Below are 18,741 nucleotides of genomic sequence, written 5' to 3'. Positions count from 1 at the left end.
CCGCGAAGCACTGCCCATGCCCGGCGCGCGTCCAGCGCAAGCCGGCTTCATTCGTTCGCCCGACGCACTGCATCGGCGCCAGCCAGGACCCATTTCGATGACACGTTTTTTGATGGCGCAGCTGCTGTTGGCGCTGCTGCTGAGCGGCTGCGGCCGCAGTAGCGAAGAGTCTCACGACGACCACGCAGGGCATGCTGCCGAAGCTGATGCCGATGCTGACGCACATGGCGAAGACGCACAAAAAGGCGCACACGGCGGGCGCCTGCTCAGCCAGGACGGCGACAGCGTGGAGTTGGCGATCGCCGAAGACGGTACACCGCCCACCTACCAGGCCTGGCTGTACCGCGATGGCAAACCGTTGCCGGCCACTGCGGGCAACGTGGAAGTGCATTTGAAGCGGCTTGGCGGCGTCGATGAAGTGCATCGGTTGGGGCCACGCGACGACGGCAGCCTGCTGGCCGACAGCACCGTGGGCGAACCGCATTCGTTCGATGTGGAGGTGCGCGCCACCGTGCAGGGCAAGACGCATCGCTGGCGCTATGCCAGCTACGAAGGCCGCACCACCATCGCTGCGAAAATTGCCCAGGATGCCGGCATTCGCATTGCGCCGGTGGGTGCTGGCAGCATCGCCGACCAGCATGAAGTGCAAGGTCTGTTGACGCCCGCAGAAGGCGCGCAGGCGCAGGCCACCGCGCGTTTCCCCGGCCCGGTGCGCAGCCTGCGCGCCAATGTCGGCGATCAGGTACGCGCAGGCCAGGTGCTGGCTACGGTGGAGAGCAATCTGAGCCTGACCACCTATTCGGTGAGCGCACCGATCGGCGGCACCGTGCTCGCCCGCAATGCCAGCCTGGGCAGCAACGCGGGCGAAGGCCAGACGCTGTTCGAAATCGCCGACCTGTCCACCTTGTGGGTGGATCTGCACATCTTCGGCGCCGATGCTGGCCACATCACCGCCGGTGCGCCGGTGACGGTGACGCGCATCAGCGATGGCGTGGTGGCGCAGACCACCCTGGAGCGCGTGTTGCCAGGCACCGCCACGGCCAGCCAGAGCACGGTGGCGCGCGCGGTGCTGCGCAACAGCGATGGTTTGTGGCGGCCGGGATCTGCGGTGAAGGCGCGAGTCACGGTGGCGCAGCAACCGGCGGCGATGGTGGTGCCGACGGGGGCCTTGCAGCGGTTCCGCGATTGGGATGTGGTGTTTGTGCGGGTGGGCGATGTGTACGAAGCGCGGCCGGTGAAGCTGGGCGCGCGCGATGCGCAGCAGGTGGAAGTGGTGTCCGGCGTGGCGCCAGGCGACATGGTGGTGGTGGAGCAGAGCTATCTGGTGAAGGCCGACATCGAAAAGTCGGGGGCCTCGCATGATCACTGAACGCTGCATTTCCGGTTTGCTGCTTCCTCGGCCGCAGGCAGGTGCGTGCGAACACCGCTTCCGTGCTTCAGTGACACGTTTTTTCGGTCATCGACGTGGTTGCGGCGCAGGCACGCACGCACTGATCGGTGTGGCTGTCCACGCAGTTGCGCCGAGTGTGTGCGGAGGTGCGCGTCATGCTCACTAACATCATCCGGTTCGCGATCGCGCAGCGCTGGTTGATGCTGGCCTTGACGGGCGTGTTGATTGCGATCGGCGCGTGGAGTTTTTCGCGCTTGCCGATCGATGCGACACCCGACATCACCAATGTGCAGGTGCAGGTCAACACCGCCGCGCCGGGCTACTCGCCGCTGGAATCCGAACAGCGGGTGACGTTTCCGCTGGAGACGGTACTGGCGGGACTGCCGGGGCTGGAATCCACCCGCTCGTTGTCGCGCTATGGCTTGTCGCAGGTGACGGCAGTGTTTGCCGATGGCACCGACTTGTATTTCGCGCGGCAGCAGGTGGCCGAGCGCTTGCAGCAGGTCAAGTCGCAACTGCCGGCCGAGCTGGAGCCGCAACTGGGGCCGATCGCCACCGGGCTGGGCGAAATTTTCATGTATACGGTCGAAGCCAAGCCGAATGCGCGCAAGCCCGATGGCAGTGCGTGGACCGCGACCGATCTACGCACCTTGCAGGATTGGGTGGTGCGCCCGCAGCTGCGCAATGTGCCGGGCGTGACCGAGGTCAACACCATCGGCGGCTACGCGCGGCAGATCCATATCACGCCGGATCCGGCGCGCCTGGTGGCGTTGGGTTTTACCCTGGATGACGTCGCACAGGCGGTCAAGGCCAACAACCGCAATCTCGGTGCCGGCTATATCGAACGGAACGGTCAGCAGTTTCTGGTGCGCGTGCCGGGGCAGGTGGACGGCATCGCGCAGATCGGCGCGATCGTGCTGGACCGACGCGAAGGCGTGCCGATCCGCGTGCGCGATGTGGCGCAGGTGGGCGAAGGACGCGAGCTACGCACCGGCGCCGCTACCCAGGACGGCAACGAAGTGGTGCTCGGCACGGTGTTCATGCTGGTCGGCGCCAACAGCCGCAGCGTGGCGCAAGCCGCCGCACAGCGCCTGGACGTGGCCAACGCCAGCCTGCCGGCCGGCGTGCAGGCGGTGCCGGTGTACGACCGCACCGCACTGGTGGACCGCACCATCGTCACCGTCGCCAAGAACCTGATCGAAGGCGCGTTGCTGGTGATCGTGGTGTTGTTCCTGTTGCTGGGCAATGTCCGCGCAGCCCTGATCACGGCCGCAGTGATTCCGTTGGCGATGCTGTTCACGCTCACTGGCATGGTGCGCGGTGGCGTGTCCGGCAACCTGATGAGCCTGGGCGCGCTGGATTTCGGTTTGATCGTCGATGGCGCGGTGATCATCGTGGAGAACTGCCTGCGCCGTTTCGGCGACGCGCAATTGCGCCTGGGGCGTGTGCTCGAGCGCGACGAGCGTTTCGAGCTCACCGCCGAGGCCACCGCCGAGGTGATCCGCCCCAGCCTGTTCGGACTGGGCATCATCACCGCGGTGTATCTGCCGGTATTCGCGCTCACCGGCATCGAAGGCAAGATGTTCCACCCGATGGCGATCACCGTGGTGCTGGCACTGACCGGCGCGATGCTGCTGTCGTTGACCTTCGTGCCGGCAGCGATTGCGTTGCTGCTGGGCGGCAAGGTGGCAGAGCATGAAAACCGCGCAATGCGCTGGGCGCGCGGCGTGTATGCGCCATTGCTGGATCGCACGCTGCGGCACGGGCGCTGGGTGGGCATCGCGGCGCTGGCAACGGTAGCGGCGTGCGCGGTGCTGGCCACGCGCCTGGGCAGCGAATTCATTCCGAACCTGGATGAAGGCGATGTCGCGCTGCATGCCTTGCGTATTCCCGGCACCAGCCTGGAACAGGCCATCACCATGCAATCCACCCTGGAAAAACGCATCAAGCAGTTTCCGGAAGTGGCGCACGTGTTCGGCAAGCTCGGTACCGCCGAAGTGGCGACCGACCCGATGCCGCCGTCGGTCGCCGATACGTTCTTGATCATGCATCCGCGCGATCGATGGCCGGACCCGCGCAAGCCCAAGGCGCAGTTGCTGGCCGAGATCGAGCAGGCGGTCAAGCAATTGCCCGGCAACAACTACGAGTTCACCCAGCCGATCCAGATGCGCATGAACGAGCTCATTTCCGGCGTGCGTGCGGATGTGGCGATCAAGGTCTATGGCGACGATCTGGAGACATTGGTCAGGCTCGGGCAACACGTGCAGGAAGTGGCCAGCGCGGTGCCGGGCGCGGCCGATGTGAGCCTGGAGCAGGCCACCGGATTGCCGATGCTGGCGGTGGTGCCCGACCGCGCCGCGCTGGCCGGCTACGGGCTCAATCCCGGCGTGGTGCAGGACACCGTCGCGGCAGCCGTGGGCGGCCAGGCGGCCGGGCAGTTGTTCGAGGGCGACCGCCGCTTCGACATCGTGGTGCGCCTGCCCGAAGGCCTGCGGCAGGACCCCACCGCGTTGGCGGACCTGCCGATTCCGTTGCGCGGCGATGGCGAGCGCGCCGATGCCGACGAATCCAGCCGCGCCGCCGGCTGGCGCAGTGGCGAACCGACCACGGTGCCGCTGCGCGAGGTGGCCAGGATCGAGACCGTCCTCGGCCCCAACCAGATCAATCGCGAAGACGGTAAACGCCGCATCGTGATCACCGCCAACGTGCGCGATCGCGACCTGGGCGGTTTTGTCGCCGAGGTGCAGCAGCGCGTGCGGGCGCAGGTCAAGCTGCCCACCGGCTACTGGATCGGCTACGGCGGCACCTTCGAGCAGCTGATCTCCGCCGGCCAGCGCCTGGCCTGGGTGGTGCCGGGCACCTTGCTGCTGATCTTCGCGCTGCTGTACTGGTCGTTCGGCTCGCTGCGGGATGCGCTGGTGGTGTTCAGCGGCGTGCCGCTGGCGCTGACCGGCGGCGTGGTGGCATTGGCGCTGCGGGGGTTGGCGCTGTCGATTTCCGCCGGTGTCGGCTTTATCGCATTGTCGGGCGTGGCGGTCCTCAATGGCCTGGTGATGATCGCCTTCGTGCGCAGCCTGCGTGCCGAAGGCATGTCGCTGGAGCAGGCCCTGCGCGAAGGCGCGCTGTCGCGTTTGCGCCCGGTGTTGATGACCGCCCTGGTGGCCGCGCTGGGCTTCGTGCCGATGGCCTTCAACGTGGGCGCCGGTGCCGAAGTGCAGCGCCCGCTGGCCACGGTGGTGATCGGCGGCATCGTCTCGTCCACCCTGCTGACGTTGCTGGTGTTGCCGGTGCTGTATCGCTGGCTGCATCAGGACAAGGCCGGGCGTGCGGTGCAAGCGGATGTCGCTGTTCCGCAGCGGGGCGGGGCGTGAGCGTGCCCTGCTCGCGCCGGGGCACCTCGGCGGCGCAGGGTGTGACCGGGCGGCGATGAGCGCGGCCGGGCGCGTGCCAATGCTGGTTCGGGGCCTGTCCCGGGAGTGCCACGGCGTTTTCTGCTGCGGCCCGGACGCGCGCAAGCAGCCGGTACATTGCTCGTTGCGTCTGCAGGAGAGGGCTGGCGACGACAACGACAAGCGATGCGGCAGGCAGGCCGCATCGCAGGCCGCGTGCGCAAGGTGCCGCCGCACGCCACCGGCGCCGGGCCTAAGTGCTTGCAGCACAAGGGATTGCCGTGCATAATGCGCGGCTCGCTGTGCCCGGATCGTTCCGGACGGCGGCACCCAGCGCGATGTGGTGCCGGCCTCTTCCCAGCGTTAAGTGATTGATTCCCAACGTTGCGTGGCAGCCAAGCGGCTGTCGGGGCCGCCGTTTTCCTGGCTAAGGAAGACACCAAACTTTATCGAGGTGCGTAATGTCCCGCGTATGCCAAGTGTCCGGCAAGCGTGTGCAGACGGGTAACAACGTCTCCCACGCAAACAACAGAACCCGTCGTCGCTTCCTGCCCAACCTGCACGAGCGCCGTTTCTGGGTCGCCAGCGAAAACCGCTGGGTGAAGCTCCGTGTTTCCGCGCATGCATTGCGCACCATCGACAAGAACGGGATTGATGCCGTTCTGAAAGAGCTGCGTGCGCGCGGCGAAAAGGTCTGAGGAGTAAGCAGTCATGGCAAAAGGCAAGCGTGACAAGATCCGTATGATTTCCTCGGCCGCTACCGGCCACTTCTACACCACGGACAAGAACAAGAAGAACACTCCGGGGAAGATGGAAATGATGAAGTACGACCCCGTCGTGCGTAAGCACGTCATGTACAAGGAAGGCAAGATCAAGTAATCCACCGATTACACGATCTGCATCCAAGCAAACACCCGCCGAAAGGCGGGTGTTTGCGTTTGGGGAGTGTTGCGGGGGGATGATCGCAACAATGGTTTAAATCCGCATACGTCCTGGGCCACTCCACCTCGGCGGACTGTATCCCCTCTCCTACGGGAGAGGGGTAGGGGTGATGGTACGGGGCGAAGCCACTCGCAGTGGTTGGAGTACCAGAGGCTTCGCACGTACCCTCATCCGGCCCTGCGGGCCACCTTCTCCCCCATAAAGAAGGACAATGTCCCGATGCGAGAAGGGAGCAATACGGCACGCGCGCCGTGCAACGCCGCAGTCAAAACCCACGCGCACGCAATTGCGCATCCAGCCGTGGGTACACCCGCCGCGCATTGCCTTCGAACACCTTGTGCTTGTCGGCTGCGGAAATTGCCAATGCATCGATGTAGCGTTTGGTGTCGTCGAAATAGTGGCCGGTCTGCGGGTCGATGCCGCGCACCGCGCCGACCATTTCCGAGCCGAACAGGATGTTGTCGATGTCGATGACCTCGAACAGCAGGTCGATGCCGGGCTGGTGATAAACACACGTGTCGAAGAACACATTGCGCATCACATGCGTGGACAGCGGTGGCTTGCCGAGCATGTCGGCCAGTCCGCGGAAGCGTCCCCAGTGATACGGCACCGCGCCACCGCCATGCGGGATGATGAAGCGCAGATCCGGGAAGTCGGTGAACAGGTCGCCTTGCAGAAACTGCATGAAGGCGGTGGTGTCGGCGTTGAGATAGTGCGCGCCGGTGGCGTGGAAATTGGCGTTGCAGCTGCCCGACACGTGCACCATTGCCGGTACGTCGAGCTCGACCATTTTCTCGAAGAATGGATACCAGGCGCGGTCGGTCAGGGGCGGTCCGGTCCAGTGGCCGCCGGAAGGATCGGGATTGAGATTGCAGCCGACAAACCCGAGCTCGGTGACACAGCGTTCCAGCTCGGCGATCGAGTGGGCGATCGACACTCCCGGCGACTGCGGCAACTGGCACACGCCGATGAAGGTGTGGGGATACAGCTGCACCACGCGGGCGATGAGGTCGTTGCAGTGGCGTGTCCACACCTGGCTCACCGCCTCGTCGCCGACGTGATGCGCCATGGTGCTGGCACGTGGCGAAAAGATCGTCATGTCTGCGCCGCGTTCGCGGAGCAGGCGCAACTGATGTTGCTCGACGCTCTCGCGCAGCGCGTCATCGGAGATGGCCGGGTACACCGGCGCGGGCGCGCTGGCGTCGGTGTAGTGCGCAATCTGCGCCTTGCGAAACGCATCGTGCGCCGCGGGCGCGGTGGTGTAGTGGCCGTGGCAGTCGATGATCATGGCAATGCTCGTCGCGATGCGGAGAGAGGTAGTGGCACGCAGTCAACTGCCGGCGCGCAGGGCAGGTCGGTGAGGTTCACGCAAACAATTCACCATCGAACAGTTTGCGCGCAGTCCTGATCACCGCCGCGCGCACCACCGCGCCCTGTGCGTCGCACTCGATGAGGCAGTTGCTCATGCCACTGGGATGCTCCACCCCCACCTGCTGGCTGTCGCCGCCGGGCAGCTGCGCCAGCGCATGCGCAGGCGTGTCCGGCAGCAGGCAGGCGGTGGCGACGCTGACCGCGCCGAGCACGCCGATCGAGGCGTGGCAGCGGTGCGGAATGAACGAGCGCACGCAGATCGCGCCGCCGTCGCGCGGCGCGGCCACCAGCATCATCTTCGGCACCGTTGCAGCGCCGACATCGCCCAGCCGCATCAGCGGGCCAGCCTGCAGACGAATGGATTCCAACCGCGGCTTGAGCGCCGCGTCGGCATCCAGGGTGGCGCGGTCTTCATAGCCGCTGATGCCCACATCGCTGGCGCGCAACACCACGCAGGGCATGCCATTGTCGATCAGGGTGACCTCCACGCCGTCGATCGTGTCCAGCGCTCGCCCGCTGGGCAGCAGGGCGCCGCAGGAGGAGCCGGCGATGTCGGCAAACGCCAGTGCAATCGGCGCGGCGGTGCCGGGAACGCCATCGATGCGCGCATCGCCCGCATAGCTGACCCGGCCGCCGGGCGTCTGTACGGTGGCCGTGGCCAGGGTGCCGGTGTTGCGCATGAAGATGCGCACCTCGGTTTCGCCATCGCGCGCCGGCAGCAGGCCGCGTTCCAGCGCGAATGGCGCGACACCGGCCAGCATGTTGCCGCAGTTCTGTGCGTCGCTGATCTGTGCCTGGTCCACGGCCACCTGCAGGAACAGATAGTCCACGTCGGCATCGGCGCGGGCCGAACGCGACACCACGGCGACCTTGGACGTCAGCGGGTCGGCGCCGCCCATGCCGTCGATCTGGCGCAGGTCCGGCGAGCCGTAGGCGCGCAGCAGGAAGGCATCGCGCGCGGCGCTGTCGGCAGGCAGGTCATCGGCGAGAAAGAAGCCACCCTTGGAGGTGCCGCCGCGCATCCACATCGCGCGCACCCGCTCAGACATAGCGCAGCCCCTTGGCCGCCAGGCGCTCGCGCATGGCGTAGATGTCCAGCCCCAGCTCGCCGCGCGCCAGGCGCTCGCGCTTGAGCAGTTCGCGCGCTTCGCGGGCCTGCGCTTCGGCCAGCACCTCGGCGGCGCGTTCGCGCGGCACCGCGCACACGCCGTCATCGTCGGCCACCACCACATCGCCCGGCTGCACCAGGGCCCCGGCGCACACCAGGGGTACGTTGACCGATCCCAGCGTCTCCTTGATGGTGCCCTGCGCGCAGATGGCGCGGCTCCAGGCCGGGAACTGCATGGCGGTGAGGTCGCGCACGTCACGCACGCCGGCATCGATGATCAGCCCGCGGCAGCCACGCGCCTGGGCCGAGGTCGCCAGCAGATCGCCGAAATAGCCGTCGCAGCAGTCGCTGGTGGGCGCCACCACCAGCACATCGCCTGACTGCAGCTGTTCGATGGCCACATGCATCATCCAGTTGTCGCCGGGCGGCACCGACACGGTGACCGCGGTACCGGCGATGCGGCAGCCGCCGTAGATCGGGCGCAGCCGGTGATGCAGCAGGCCGGTGCGGCCTTGCGCCTCATGCACGGTGGCCACGCCGGCCTGCGCCAGCCCGTCCACGACGGCGATCGGGGTGCGCGCGATCTGGGTGACGACCTGGCTCATCCATCCATCCTCGTTAGTGCTGTGCCGAGTCTGAGTGGCGAGAGCGAGACAGCTCAAGATTCATTTGAGGTATGCGTATTGGTTTTGCTTATAGTTAGAGCATGCCGCCGCTGCCCGAGCCGAACCTTCGCCATCTCCACGCCCTGGTCGTGGTGCATCGGCTGGGCAGCATCAGCGCGGCCGCCCCGCAGGTGAACCTGTCGCAGCCCGCCCTGACCCAGGCGGTGGCACGGCTGGAGCAGCAGCTGGGGGTGCGGTTGTTCGACCGCCAGCCTGGCGGGATGGTGGCCACCGAGGCCACCCAGCTGGTGGTGCCGCGGGTCGAGCGTGCGCTGGCGCATCTTGGCCGCGGCATCCGGGTGGCGCGGCGTGCGCTGCGCTTGCCCGCCCGCCCGGGGCTGGAGCGGCGCGTGTCGCTGGGGCAGTTGCAGGCGTTGGTCGCGGTGGATGTGGCGGGCAGCTACTCGCTGGCGGCCGTGCAGGTGGGGGTGTCGCAACCGGCGGTGTATCGGGCGGTGCAGTCGCTGGCCGATGTGATCGAGGTGCCGCTGACCATGCGCCGCGGCAAGGCGATGCAGCCCACGCCGGTGGCCGAGCGGCTGCTGCGGCAGGTGCGGCTGGCGCTGGCCGAGGTACGCGCCGCGCTCGACGAGGTGGCGGCGCTGCGCTCGCAGCATGCCGGCCGGGTGGTGGTGGGGGTGATGCCGCTGGCACGGGCGATCCTGTTGCCGCAGGCGCTGGCGCGGTTTGCGCGCGCGCACCCGGCCGCGCGCATCAGCGTGGTCGAAGGGCCGTATGCAGAATTGCTGGCACATCTGCGCGATGGCGGGCTGGATCTGCTGATCGGCGCGCTGCGCGAGCGGCTACCGGTCCGTGACGTGCTGCAGGAGCCGCTGTTCGACGACGAGCCGGTGATCGTGGCGCGCAGCGGGCACCCGCTGGCCGGGCAGTCGTATGCGTTTGCGCAGCTGCTCGGCTACCCCTGGGTGATCGCCGCCGCCGGCACGCCGGTGCGCGAACGCTGGGAGCGGATGTTCCGCGACCGCCAGCTGGAGCCGCCGGCGCTGCGTATCGAGTGCGGCGCGGAGCTGACCGTGCGCGGGCTGTTGCTGGAAGACGACTGGCTGACCCTGATGTCGCGCGACCAGTTCCTGTTCGAACGCCGCGCCGGCTTGCTGGCCGAGATCGGCCGCGCCGGGCCGCAGCTGCGCCGGCAGATCGGCATCACCACGCGCAGCGACTGGCACCCCACCCGCGCGCAGACCGCCTTCGTGCAGACGCTGCGGCAGGTCTGCGCCGAGCGTGTGCGGCCGGCAGGCTCGGAAGCGGGGCCCTTTCGCCATTGCGGACAGGCCGGTAGCAGCACGCCGTTGCGTTCACGTCCGGCCCGGTCAGAATCGGCTTCCTCATGAGAACGGAGCGCTGATGCTGCCCGACTGGTTGCAAGGGACCTGGCTGCTGGCGCTGGACTGGGTGATCCGGCTGGCCGCCCTGCTGTGGATTCCTGCCCGCACCACGCCGGGCGCGGCGCGCAGCTGGTTGCTGTTGATCGGCTTCGTGCCGGTGGTCGGCCTGCCGCTGTACCTGCTGTTCGGCCACCCGTGGCTGTCGCGCCTGCGCGTGGAACGGCAGGCCACCGCCTCGCAGGTGATCCGCGAACAGCAACTGCCATTGCACGCATTGCGCTGGACACCGCAGGCGGACACCAGCAGTGCCGAGGTGGTGCCGCTGATCGAACGCCAGGGCGATTTCATGCCGACCCTGGGCAACGCGGTGGAGTTGCTGGACGACTACGCGCAGTCGCTGCAGGCGCTGATCGACGCGATCGATGCAGCAGAACAGCGCGTGCATCTGCTGTATTACCTCATGTTCGACGATGCCGTGGGCGAGGCGGTGGTAGCCGCGCTGGAGCGCGCCAGTGCGCGTGGCGTGCGCTGTCGCGTGCTGCTCGATGCGGTGGGCGCCAAGCGCGGCCTGCGCCGCTATCGCAAGCGTCTGCTGGCTGGCGGCATCGAAGTGCTGGCGGTGCTGCCCGGTGGGCTGCGCTGGCGCCGCAGCGGGCGCATGGATCTGCGCAACCACCGCAAGATCGCGGTGATCGACAATCAGGTGGGTTTTGTGGGCTCGCAGAATCTGGCCGATGCCGGCTTCGTCCACGGCGTGCCCAATCGCGAACTGGTGGCGCGCGTGCGCGGGCCGGTGGTCAACCATCTGGAAGCGGTGTTCGCCAGCGACTGGTTCACCGAAACCGGGCAGCGCCTGGACGTGTGGCCGGATGCGCCGGTGTGCCAGGCCAACATCGCCACCCAGCTGCTGCCCAGCGGGCCGGCGTATCCGTTCGAGAACGCGCGCGATGCCATCAACGCGGTGATCCACCTGGCACGGCGCAAGGTCGTGCTGGTGACGCCGTATTTCGTGCCGGACGAAGCCTTGCTGAGCGCCTTGCGCATCGCCGCGGTATCGGGCGTGGACGTGCAACTGATCCTGTCGCAGAGCAACAACCAGCGTCTGGCGGCCTGGGCGCAGGAAGCCTACTTCGACGAGCTGCTGCGTTGCGGGGTGAAGATTGCGCTGTATCGCCCGCACTTTCTGCATGCCAAGCACCTGAGCATGGACGACGACATTGCGCTGGTCGGTTCGATCAACCTGGACATCCGCTCGTTTGCGCTCAACGCCGAGATCGGCATGCTCTGCTACGACCGCACCGTGGTGCAGCGGCTGCGCGAGATCGAACAGGACTATCTGGCCCACGCGCGCCAGCTGGAGCTGGAGCAGTGGCGCCGTCGCCCGGCCTGGCGACGCAGCCGCGAAGGCATTGCGCGGCTGGCCGATGCGTTGATGTGAGGCGGGCGCGGGCGCTGCGGGTTGTGCGCGACAGGGCCGATCGGCGGCGGATCGTGGTCTTCCTGCATCTGCGGGCAGTAGCGGCGCGTACCGGGTCTGGAGCGTGGCCACGCGCGTGCCCGGCGGATGTGTCAGGCAGCAGGCGTGGCTGCTGTGGCCGGGCGTAGGTCTGGCCGGGTCGCGCAGCGGTCATCGGCGCGACGCAGGCATCGCCTACAATTGCCGGATGACTGAACTGCACAATCCCGGCGATGCGGTGATCGCCATCGTCGGTGGTGGCGCATCCGGTGTGCTGGTGGCAGTGCAGCTGCTGCAGCAGGCGACCACACCGATGCAGATCGTGTTGATCGAGCCGCATGCGGTGCTGGGCGAAGGCGTGGCGTATTCCACCACGCGCCCCGAACACCTGTTGAACGTGCCGGCCGGCCGCATGAGTGCGCTCGCCGACGTGCCGCAGGATTTCGTCGACTACCTGCGCGCGCAGGGATGTTGCGCGGCGCTGGACGCTGCGCAGCTGCCGCAGCAATTTATCGGGCGCAGGCATTACGCACCGTATCTGCGCGACCGCCTGCAGGCAGCGCGTGCCGCCAGCCCTGCCACCCTGCGCGTGCACGCCGCACGCGTGCAGACCCTGCAACCCAGCGCCACCGGTGCGCTGTTGCAGCTGGACGACGGGCACACGGTACTGGCCGCTGCGGTGGTGCTGGCAGTGGGCAATGCGCTGCGTCCCTTGCCGCTGCGTGGCGCTACCGGCCTGTCGGCGGCGCAGCGGGTGGAAGCCTGGGACACCGGTGCGGTGGCCGCGCTGCCGCAGGATGCGGCCGTGTGCATCGTCGGCTCCGGGCTGAGCATGGCCGACACGGTAGTGACGCTGGCCGCACAGGCGCATCGCGGCGCAGTGCACGTGGTGTCGCGGCATGGCCTGTTGCCGCTGCCGCAGGCGCATGGCGCGGCGGCCGACTTCGACCCGCAGCCGCTGCTGGCACTGCCGCTGCGCGCGCGGCTGCGCCGGCTGCGGCAGCATGCGCGCGACGCACTGGCGCAGGGGCGGCCGTGGCAGAGCGTGATGGAGCGGATTCGTCCGTTGAGCCAGGCCTTGTGGCAGACGCTGTCGGTGGCCGATCAACGCCGTTTCCTGCGCCATGTGGTGCGCTACTGGGACGTGCATCGTCACCGCATCGCCGCGCCGGTGCATGCGCAGCTGCAGGCCATGCGCGCGCGCGGGCAATTGCAGGTGCATCGCGCGCGGCTGGATGTGGCCTTCGAAGTGGGTGCCTGCGTGCGCGTGAGTGCCGGCGCCGCCAGTGCCGGGCACGCATTGCAGCTGGATGTGCAGGCGCTGGTCAATGCCACCGGTGTGGAAATGCGCGTGCAGGCCATGCGCAACCCCTTGCTGCAGCAATTGCTGGGGCAGGGCATTGCCGTGGCCGGCCCGCACGGGATCGGCGTGGATACCGCCGCCGATGGCAGCCTGATCGACGCCGACAGGCAGGCCAACCCACGGCTGCGGGTGATCGGCAGCCTGCGCATCGGCTCGCTGTGGGAGAGCCTGGCGGTGCCGGAGTTGCGCGAGCAGGCAGCGGCGATTGCGCGGGATGTGTTGGTAATGCTGGGCGTTGTTCCCTTCTCCCCTCGGGAGAAGGTGCCCTGCAGGGGCGGATGAGGGTAAGTGCGAAGCCTCGCAATCCCAACCCCTTCATCGCAATCTCAGCCGCAGCGACGCCACAACCGGTAAAATACCGCGGTGGATGTCTCTCATTTGCTCGATCATTTAAACCCCGCCCAGCGCGAGGCCGTTTCCGCGCCGCCGGGGCATTACCTCGTGCTGGCCGGCGCCGGCTCCGGCAAGACGCGCGTGCTGATCCATCGCATCGCCTGGCTCAACGAAGTCCAGGGCGTGCCGAATCACGGCATCTTCGCGGTGACCTTCACCAACAAGGCCGCCGGCGAAATGCGCCACCGCACCGACCTGCAGCTGCGCAACGGCAGCCGCGGGATGTGGATCGGCACCTTCCACGGGCTGGCGCATCGCCTGCTGCGCCTGCACTGGCAGGACGCGCGCCTGCCGGAAGGGTTCCAGGTCATGGACAGCGACGACCAGCTGCGGCTGGTCAAGCGCGTGGTGCAGTCGCTGGAACTGGACGAAGGCAAATATCCGCCCAAGCAACTGAGCTGGTGGATCAACGAGCAGAAGGACGAGGGACGCCGTCCGCAGCATATCCAGCCCGAGCCCAACGACGATTGGACCGAGGTGCGCCGGCAGGTATACGCGGCCTACCAGGAACGTTGCGACCGCTCCGGCCTGCTGGATTTTGCCGAGTTGCTGCTGCGCGCGCATGAGTTGCTGCGCGATACGCCGGCCCTGCTGGCGCATTACCGCGCGCGCTTTCGCGAGATCCTGGTCGACGAATTCCAGGACACCAACGCCATCCAGTACGCCTTCGTGCGGGTGCTGGCCGGCGAGTCCGGCAACGTGTTCGTGGTCGGCGACGACGACCAGGCCATCTATGGCTGGCGCGGTGCCAAGGTCGAAAACGTGCAGCGGTTCCTGAAGGATTTCCCCGGCGCGCAGACCGTGCGCCTGGAGCAGAACTACCGCTCCAGCGCCAATATCCTGGGCGCGGCCAATGCAGTGATCGCGCACAACCCCGACCGTATCGGCAAGCAGCTGTGGACCGACTCGGGCGATGGCGACCCGATCGATCTGTATGCGGCCTACAACGAAGTGGACGAAGCGCGCTATGTGGTCGAGCGCGCCCGGCAGTGGGTGCGCGATGGCGGCAGCTACGGCGAAGTGGCGGTGCTCTACCGCAGCAACGCGCAATCGCGCGCGCTGGAAGAGGCGCTGATTTCCGAACAGCTGCCCTACCGCGTGTATGGCGGCATGCGCTTCTTCGAGCGTGCGGAAATCAAGGACGCGCTGGCTTACCTGCGTTTGCTCACCAATCGCAGCGACGACGCCGCGTTCGAACGCGCAGTCAACACGCCCACGCGCGGCATTGGCGACCGCACGCTGGATGAAGTGCGCCGTCTGGCGCGCGCTAACGCTTTGTCGTTGTGGGAAGCGGCAATGCTGGCCACGCAGGAAAACAGCCTGGCCGCGCGTGCGCGCAATGCCTTGGCCACGTTCCTGAGCCTGGTCGGCCAGCTGCATGCCGAAACCGGTGAAATGGAGCTGGCCGAACGCATCGACCACGTGCTGATGCGTTCGGGCCTGCGCGAGCACTGGGCCAAGGAAAGTCGCGGCGGGCTGGATTCGGAGTCGCGCACCGAGAACCTGGACGAACTGGTCTCGGTGGCTTCGCGCTTCACCCGCCCCGACGACGAAGACAGCCAGGGCATGACCGAGCTGGTCGCGTTCCTGGCCTATGCCTCGCTGGAGGCCGGCGAAGGCCAGGCGCAGGCCGGCGAAGAAGGCGTGCAGCTGATGACGCTGCATTCGGCCAAGGGCCTGGAATTTCCGATCGTCTTCCTGGTCGGGCTGGAAGATGGCCTGTTTCCAAGCGCACGCTCGCTCGAAGAGACCGGCCGGCTGGAAGAAGAGCGCCGCCTGGCCTACGTGGGCATCACCCGCGCGCGGCAGAAGCTGGTGCTGTGCTACGCCGAATCGCGCCGCATCCACGGCCAGGACAACTACAACGTGCCTTCGCGCTTCCTGCGCGAGATTCCACGCGATCTGTTGAACGAAGTGCGCCCGAAGGTGCAGGTCTCGCGCACCGCCTCGCTGGGCGCGGCGCGGGGCGGCCCGGTGCACGGCATCGTGGAGACGGCGCCGATCAAGCTCGGCGCCAACGTCGAGCACCCCAAGTTCGGCGGCGGTGTGGTCATCGATTACGAAGGGGCCGGCGCGCACGCCCGCGTGCAGGTGCAGTTCGACGAAGTCGGCGCCAAGTGGCTGGTAATGGCGTACGCCAATTTGACGGTGGTGTAATCGGGTGACGTCCATCGGCGCTGCGCCGTCCTTGAGGATGGTCGCCGGTTGCGCTGGAACACGCCGTAGCGGTCCTCGCACCGGCAGCGGGTAACGGCGCCGTTGTTGGTGCGCTGCCAGCCGGCCGCTGCCATCTGTCACCTTCGTCATGCCCCCATCTCATCCCCTCTCCCGCAGGCGGGAGAGGGAGGGCCTGCACGCGCGTGCGGGTTCCCGTGCACGCCGAGACATCAATGCTGGCAACACCCCGCATGGCTCCCTTCCCCCGCAGGCGGGGGAAGGTGCCCGAAGGGCGGATTGGGGCAGCCGATCAGCCGGGCCAGGGCTTCCCGCATCCGTCGCCCGTAATGGCGAAGAAAGAACGCTCGGCACGTCCCTGCGCATCGATGATGTCGTTACGACGCGACAGCAAAACCCGGACAGTCGCCGTTGGTGGAGCTGGCAACCATTGGTGCATCGCTCGATGCATTTGCCGCGGCGTCCGTGCCACCCTGCAGGCCGACATCACTACCGTGGGACGCCAAACCATGCGGACCGAAAAACAGAAGATGCTGGCAGGCGAACTGTACAGCGCCACCGATGCGCAGCTGCAGGCCGATCAAGCGGCCGCGGCCGCGTGGATGCTGCGCTATAACGCGGCTGCAGTGCAGACGGCAGCACAGCGCCACGCACTGTTGCGCGAGCGCCTTGCCGACGTAGGCGACGGCGCCGTGATTCGTGCACCGTTTCATTGCGATTACGGCTACAACATCCGCCTGGGCGCCGGGGTGTTCCTCAACTTCAACTGCGTGATCCTGGATATCTGCGAGGTGCACATCGGCGACGGCACGCAGATCGGCCCCGGCGTGCAGATCTACGCTGCCGATCACCCGCGCGATGCCGCCGGGCGTGCCAGCGGCCTGGAGTTCGGGCGGCCGATCCGCATCGGGCGCAATGTGTGGATCGGCGGCGGGGCGATCATCCTGCCCGGCGTGACCATTGGCGACGATGCGTTGATCGGCGCCGGTGCGGTGGTCACGCGCGACGTGCCGGCAGGGGCGACCGCGGTCGGCAATCCGGCACGCCTGCGCGAGGTGCGCCCGGACCCGGATGCGGTTGCCACCGATTGAGCGCAGCGCGTGCCGAGTCGTGGTCTTCGTCGTCGATCACACAGGCGCTGCGCGGCCTGCACCACGGAGACAGGAACAGCGGAGGCAGAGCGCTGGCGGCAACAGCGGCATGGCAACTGCAAGCTCGCAAGCATTCAGCCACCGCCCGCACGGCAACGCAATCGAAACATCACTCTCGGCAGCATCAACGCGCCCCAACACAGCCAGCAGCATCGCCGCACTGATCCGCATCAAGGCCCGTTCCACCCGCACATGCCACCGTGCGTTCACGCCCATCGGCAGCACTGCCACCCTTGCAGGAGGTCACCATGTACAAACGTATTCTCATCGCCATCGATGCATCCGAGCTGTCCCACCGTGGCTTGTTTCAAGGGTTGGAACTGGCCAAGGCCACCGGCGCCAAGGTCGACATCGTCACCGTGTCCGAGCCGTGGGCGATGGGCATGTACGATGCGATGGGCTGGAGCGTGGGTTACGAAGCAAGCCCGGAGTACCGCACCGAACGCGAAGCGGCGGCCGAGAAGATCCTGCGCCCGGCACTGGAACTGGCAGCGGCTGCCAACATCAAGGCGACCTCGCGACATGTGCTGGATCGCTTCGCCGCCGAAGGCATCGTGCAGACCGCCGAGGAATGCAAAAGCGACCTGATCATCATGACGTCGCACGGACGCCGCGGCATGCGCCGCATGCTGCTCGGCAGCCAGACCGTGGAAGTGCTCACGCACAGCACGATTCCGGTATTGGTGATTCGCTGAGGCACCGACGCTGCACTGCTGCACGCAACGCGCCCAGCGGCTGTGCCAGCAATACGTCGTTTGCATCCTTGGTGCAACGCCATGTCCCGAGCTGCCACACACAAGTTTCTCGTTCCACCGTAGGAGCGCACCCGGGCGCGAGGGCCTTCCCAGCAAACCCCTCGCGCGCAAGCCCATTCCTGCGGGCGGCAGCTCACGCGTCCCATGGCTCGCGCTGCACTGTGGCGCCGGTTGCCGGCCGCGTCAGGCGGCGCAGTGCCTCGGCGTGCATCAGCGGTGCGCCATGCGCACCTGGCATGCGGCTGCGTAATGCGCTGATGGGCGGCGGTTGTAGGTGCTGGCTCAGTTCACGCATGAAGCGCCACATCGGCATGCAGTGGCCGCGGCGCGGTGCCGGTGCATGCGGCGTGGCGCGGCACAGGCGGCGCCACTGCATCGGCGGCATGCCGAAGCGTTGCTGGAACGCGCGCTGGAACTGTCGCTCCGAGGCAAAGCCCATCTCGTACAGCAGCCAGGTCAGGCTGCACTCCGGGTACGCCTGAAGATAGCGATACGCGGTACGCAGGCGTTGCTCGCGGATATAGCTGGCCACCCCGCCGCGTGATTGGAACAACCGGTACAACGCTGCACGCGACAGCGCGAACGCCTGTTGCAATGCCCCGGTACCAAGCTCCGCCTCGCCAATGTGCTGCTCGATGTAGGCCAACAGATCGATCATCAGTGGCGCGTGCGCCTTCGTGGCTGCGGGCGCTTGCGGAACGATGGCGCTGTAGTAACTGATGCTCATGCGGTGCTGCCTGCGGCCCACTCCCCGGGGCCTGTCCCTGGATCAACCGAGAAAAGCATCGCCAACCCATCACGCGCCGTTCGTGAATCCGGCGTTGCGTCACGCATCGGTGCTATCGACCCCGAATCGGGCGGCTCTCGCCTCGATGCATCGCGACGCTGGCGAGCCCACTGAAGCCGGCCTGCGTGTTGGCCAGCCGCTGATGCAAGGTGTGCACTTCATCGAGATCGGCGCTGGTAACAGCCAGCACGTTCCTGTGCGAGGTCGCTGATTCACCGAAGCAACGGACGAGTCCTGCAGCAGACGCCGTCCGCCAGATGATGCCGAACTCACCACGGCCCACCCGCTTGTGGCAAAAGCGATCGGACATCACAGGATCGACGTCGCCACTCCAGACCAGGTCAAGCGCAACAAACCGCTGGAGGGCAGGGCGATTCCCAGCCAACTGGTGATGCTGGGAATCTGTGCAAGGGCAGGTGCCACAACCCGAAATCTGGCAAATCCTGCAAC

At 67.2% G+C, this 18,741-nt stretch carries 14 protein-coding genes and 1 pseudogene; 10 read left to right on the top strand and 5 right to left on the bottom strand.

The window, feature by feature from the left end; all coding sequences use genetic code 11:
• Positions 1–97: 97 nt before the first annotated feature.
• The 4 genes from RZV17_RS19265 (at position 98) to rpmG (ending at position 5,658) form a co-directional block, all read left to right on the top strand.
• Positions 98–1,369 (top strand): efflux RND transporter periplasmic adaptor subunit, encoded by a 1,272-nt coding sequence (locus RZV17_RS19265; RefSeq protein WP_355605782.1) that lies wholly within the window; start codon positions 98–100, stop codon positions 1,367–1,369.
• Between the two features lie 176 nt (positions 1,370–1,545).
• Positions 1,546–4,761 carry a CusA/CzcA family heavy metal efflux RND transporter gene (locus RZV17_RS19260; RefSeq protein ID WP_355605779.1) on the top strand — a complete coding sequence of 1,072 codons (3,216 nt, stop codon included), beginning with the start codon at positions 1,546–1,548 and terminating at the stop codon, positions 4,759–4,761.
• A gap of 479 nt (positions 4,762–5,240) precedes the next feature.
• On the top strand, positions 5,241–5,477 hold the full coding sequence (rpmB, locus tag RZV17_RS19255; RefSeq protein WP_002809459.1) for a 50S ribosomal protein L28: 237 nt from the start codon (positions 5,241–5,243) through the stop codon (positions 5,475–5,477).
• Between the two features lie 13 nt (positions 5,478–5,490).
• Entirely contained in the window at positions 5,491–5,658 is a 168-nt protein-coding gene (gene rpmG / locus RZV17_RS19250; RefSeq protein ID WP_002809462.1) for a 50S ribosomal protein L33, read from the top strand.
• A gap of 328 nt (positions 5,659–5,986) precedes the next feature.
• On the opposite strand, the gene RZV17_RS19245 is transcribed toward rpmG, so the two are convergent.
• The 3 genes from RZV17_RS19245 to RZV17_RS19235 form a co-directional block, all read right to left on the bottom strand.
• Positions 5,987–7,009 (bottom strand): amidohydrolase family protein, encoded by a 1,023-nt coding sequence (locus RZV17_RS19245; RefSeq protein WP_355605775.1) that lies wholly within the window; start codon positions 7,007–7,009, stop codon positions 5,987–5,989.
• Between the two features lie 76 nt (positions 7,010–7,085).
• Positions 7,086–8,141: a 4-oxalomesaconate tautomerase gene (locus tag RZV17_RS19240; RefSeq protein ID WP_355605773.1), complete on the bottom strand. Its 1,056-nt coding sequence runs from the start codon at positions 8,139–8,141 to the stop codon at positions 7,086–7,088.
• The gene (locus RZV17_RS19235) at positions 8,134–8,805 is read right to left on the bottom strand and encodes a 4-carboxy-4-hydroxy-2-oxoadipate aldolase/oxaloacetate decarboxylase (protein ID WP_355605770.1); all 672 of its coding nucleotides are present in this window, start codon (positions 8,803–8,805) and stop codon (positions 8,134–8,136) included. Before RZV17_RS19235 ends, RZV17_RS19240 begins: the two co-directional genes overlap by 8 nt.
• 101 nt (positions 8,806–8,906) lie before the next feature.
• On the opposite strand from RZV17_RS19235, the gene RZV17_RS19230 reads away from it, so the two are divergent.
• From RZV17_RS19230 to RZV17_RS19205, 6 genes are all read left to right on the top strand, one after another.
• A complete protein-coding gene (locus RZV17_RS19230; RefSeq protein ID WP_355605766.1) occupies positions 8,907–10,217 on the top strand; it encodes a LysR family transcriptional regulator in 1,311 nt (436 codons plus the stop codon).
• A gap of 13 nt (positions 10,218–10,230) precedes the next feature.
• The gene (cls, locus tag RZV17_RS19225; protein ID WP_166752545.1) at positions 10,231–11,649 is read left to right on the top strand and encodes a cardiolipin synthase; all 1,419 of its coding nucleotides are present in this window, start codon (positions 10,231–10,233) and stop codon (positions 11,647–11,649) included.
• Positions 11,650–11,875: 226 nt separating this feature from the next.
• The gene (locus RZV17_RS19220) at positions 11,876–13,312 is read left to right on the top strand and encodes an FAD/NAD(P)-binding protein (RefSeq protein WP_355605763.1); all 1,437 of its coding nucleotides are present in this window, start codon (positions 11,876–11,878) and stop codon (positions 13,310–13,312) included.
• Positions 13,313–13,393: 81 nt separating this feature from the next.
• Positions 13,394–15,580, top strand: a complete 2,187-nt coding sequence (gene uvrD, locus RZV17_RS19215) for a DNA helicase II (protein ID WP_179456843.1) — start codon at positions 13,394–13,396, stop codon at positions 15,578–15,580.
• 527 nt (positions 15,581–16,107) lie between these two features.
• Positions 16,108–16,689 carry a sugar O-acetyltransferase gene (locus RZV17_RS19210; RefSeq protein ID WP_039404889.1) on the top strand — a complete coding sequence of 194 codons (582 nt, stop codon included), beginning with the start codon at positions 16,108–16,110 and terminating at the stop codon, positions 16,687–16,689.
• A 308-nt stretch (positions 16,690–16,997) separates the two neighbouring features.
• Complete coding sequence (locus RZV17_RS19205) at positions 16,998–17,444, top strand: universal stress protein (protein ID WP_039405036.1); 447 nt, start codon at positions 16,998–17,000, stop codon at positions 17,442–17,444.
• 193 nt (positions 17,445–17,637) lie between these two features.
• Here RZV17_RS19205 and tagK read toward each other — a convergent pair.
• Positions 17,638–18,296: pseudogene (tagK, locus tag RZV17_RS19200) on the bottom strand (transcriptional regulator TagK).
• Between the two features lie 47 nt (positions 18,297–18,343).
• Positions 18,344–18,601, bottom strand: coding sequence for a hypothetical protein (locus RZV17_RS19195; RefSeq protein ID WP_355605759.1), 258 nt, complete (start codon positions 18,599–18,601; stop codon positions 18,344–18,346).
• Positions 18,602–18,741 lie beyond the last annotated feature (140 nt).

Origin of the sequence: Xanthomonas cannabis (assembly GCF_040616535.1) — a bacterium.
In the GTDB taxonomy this organism is placed as follows: domain Bacteria; phylum Pseudomonadota; class Gammaproteobacteria; order Xanthomonadales; family Xanthomonadaceae; genus Xanthomonas; species Xanthomonas cannabis.
The sequence above is the reverse complement of the archived record's forward strand: the minus strand, read 5'-3'. Positions and strand labels throughout refer to the sequence as shown.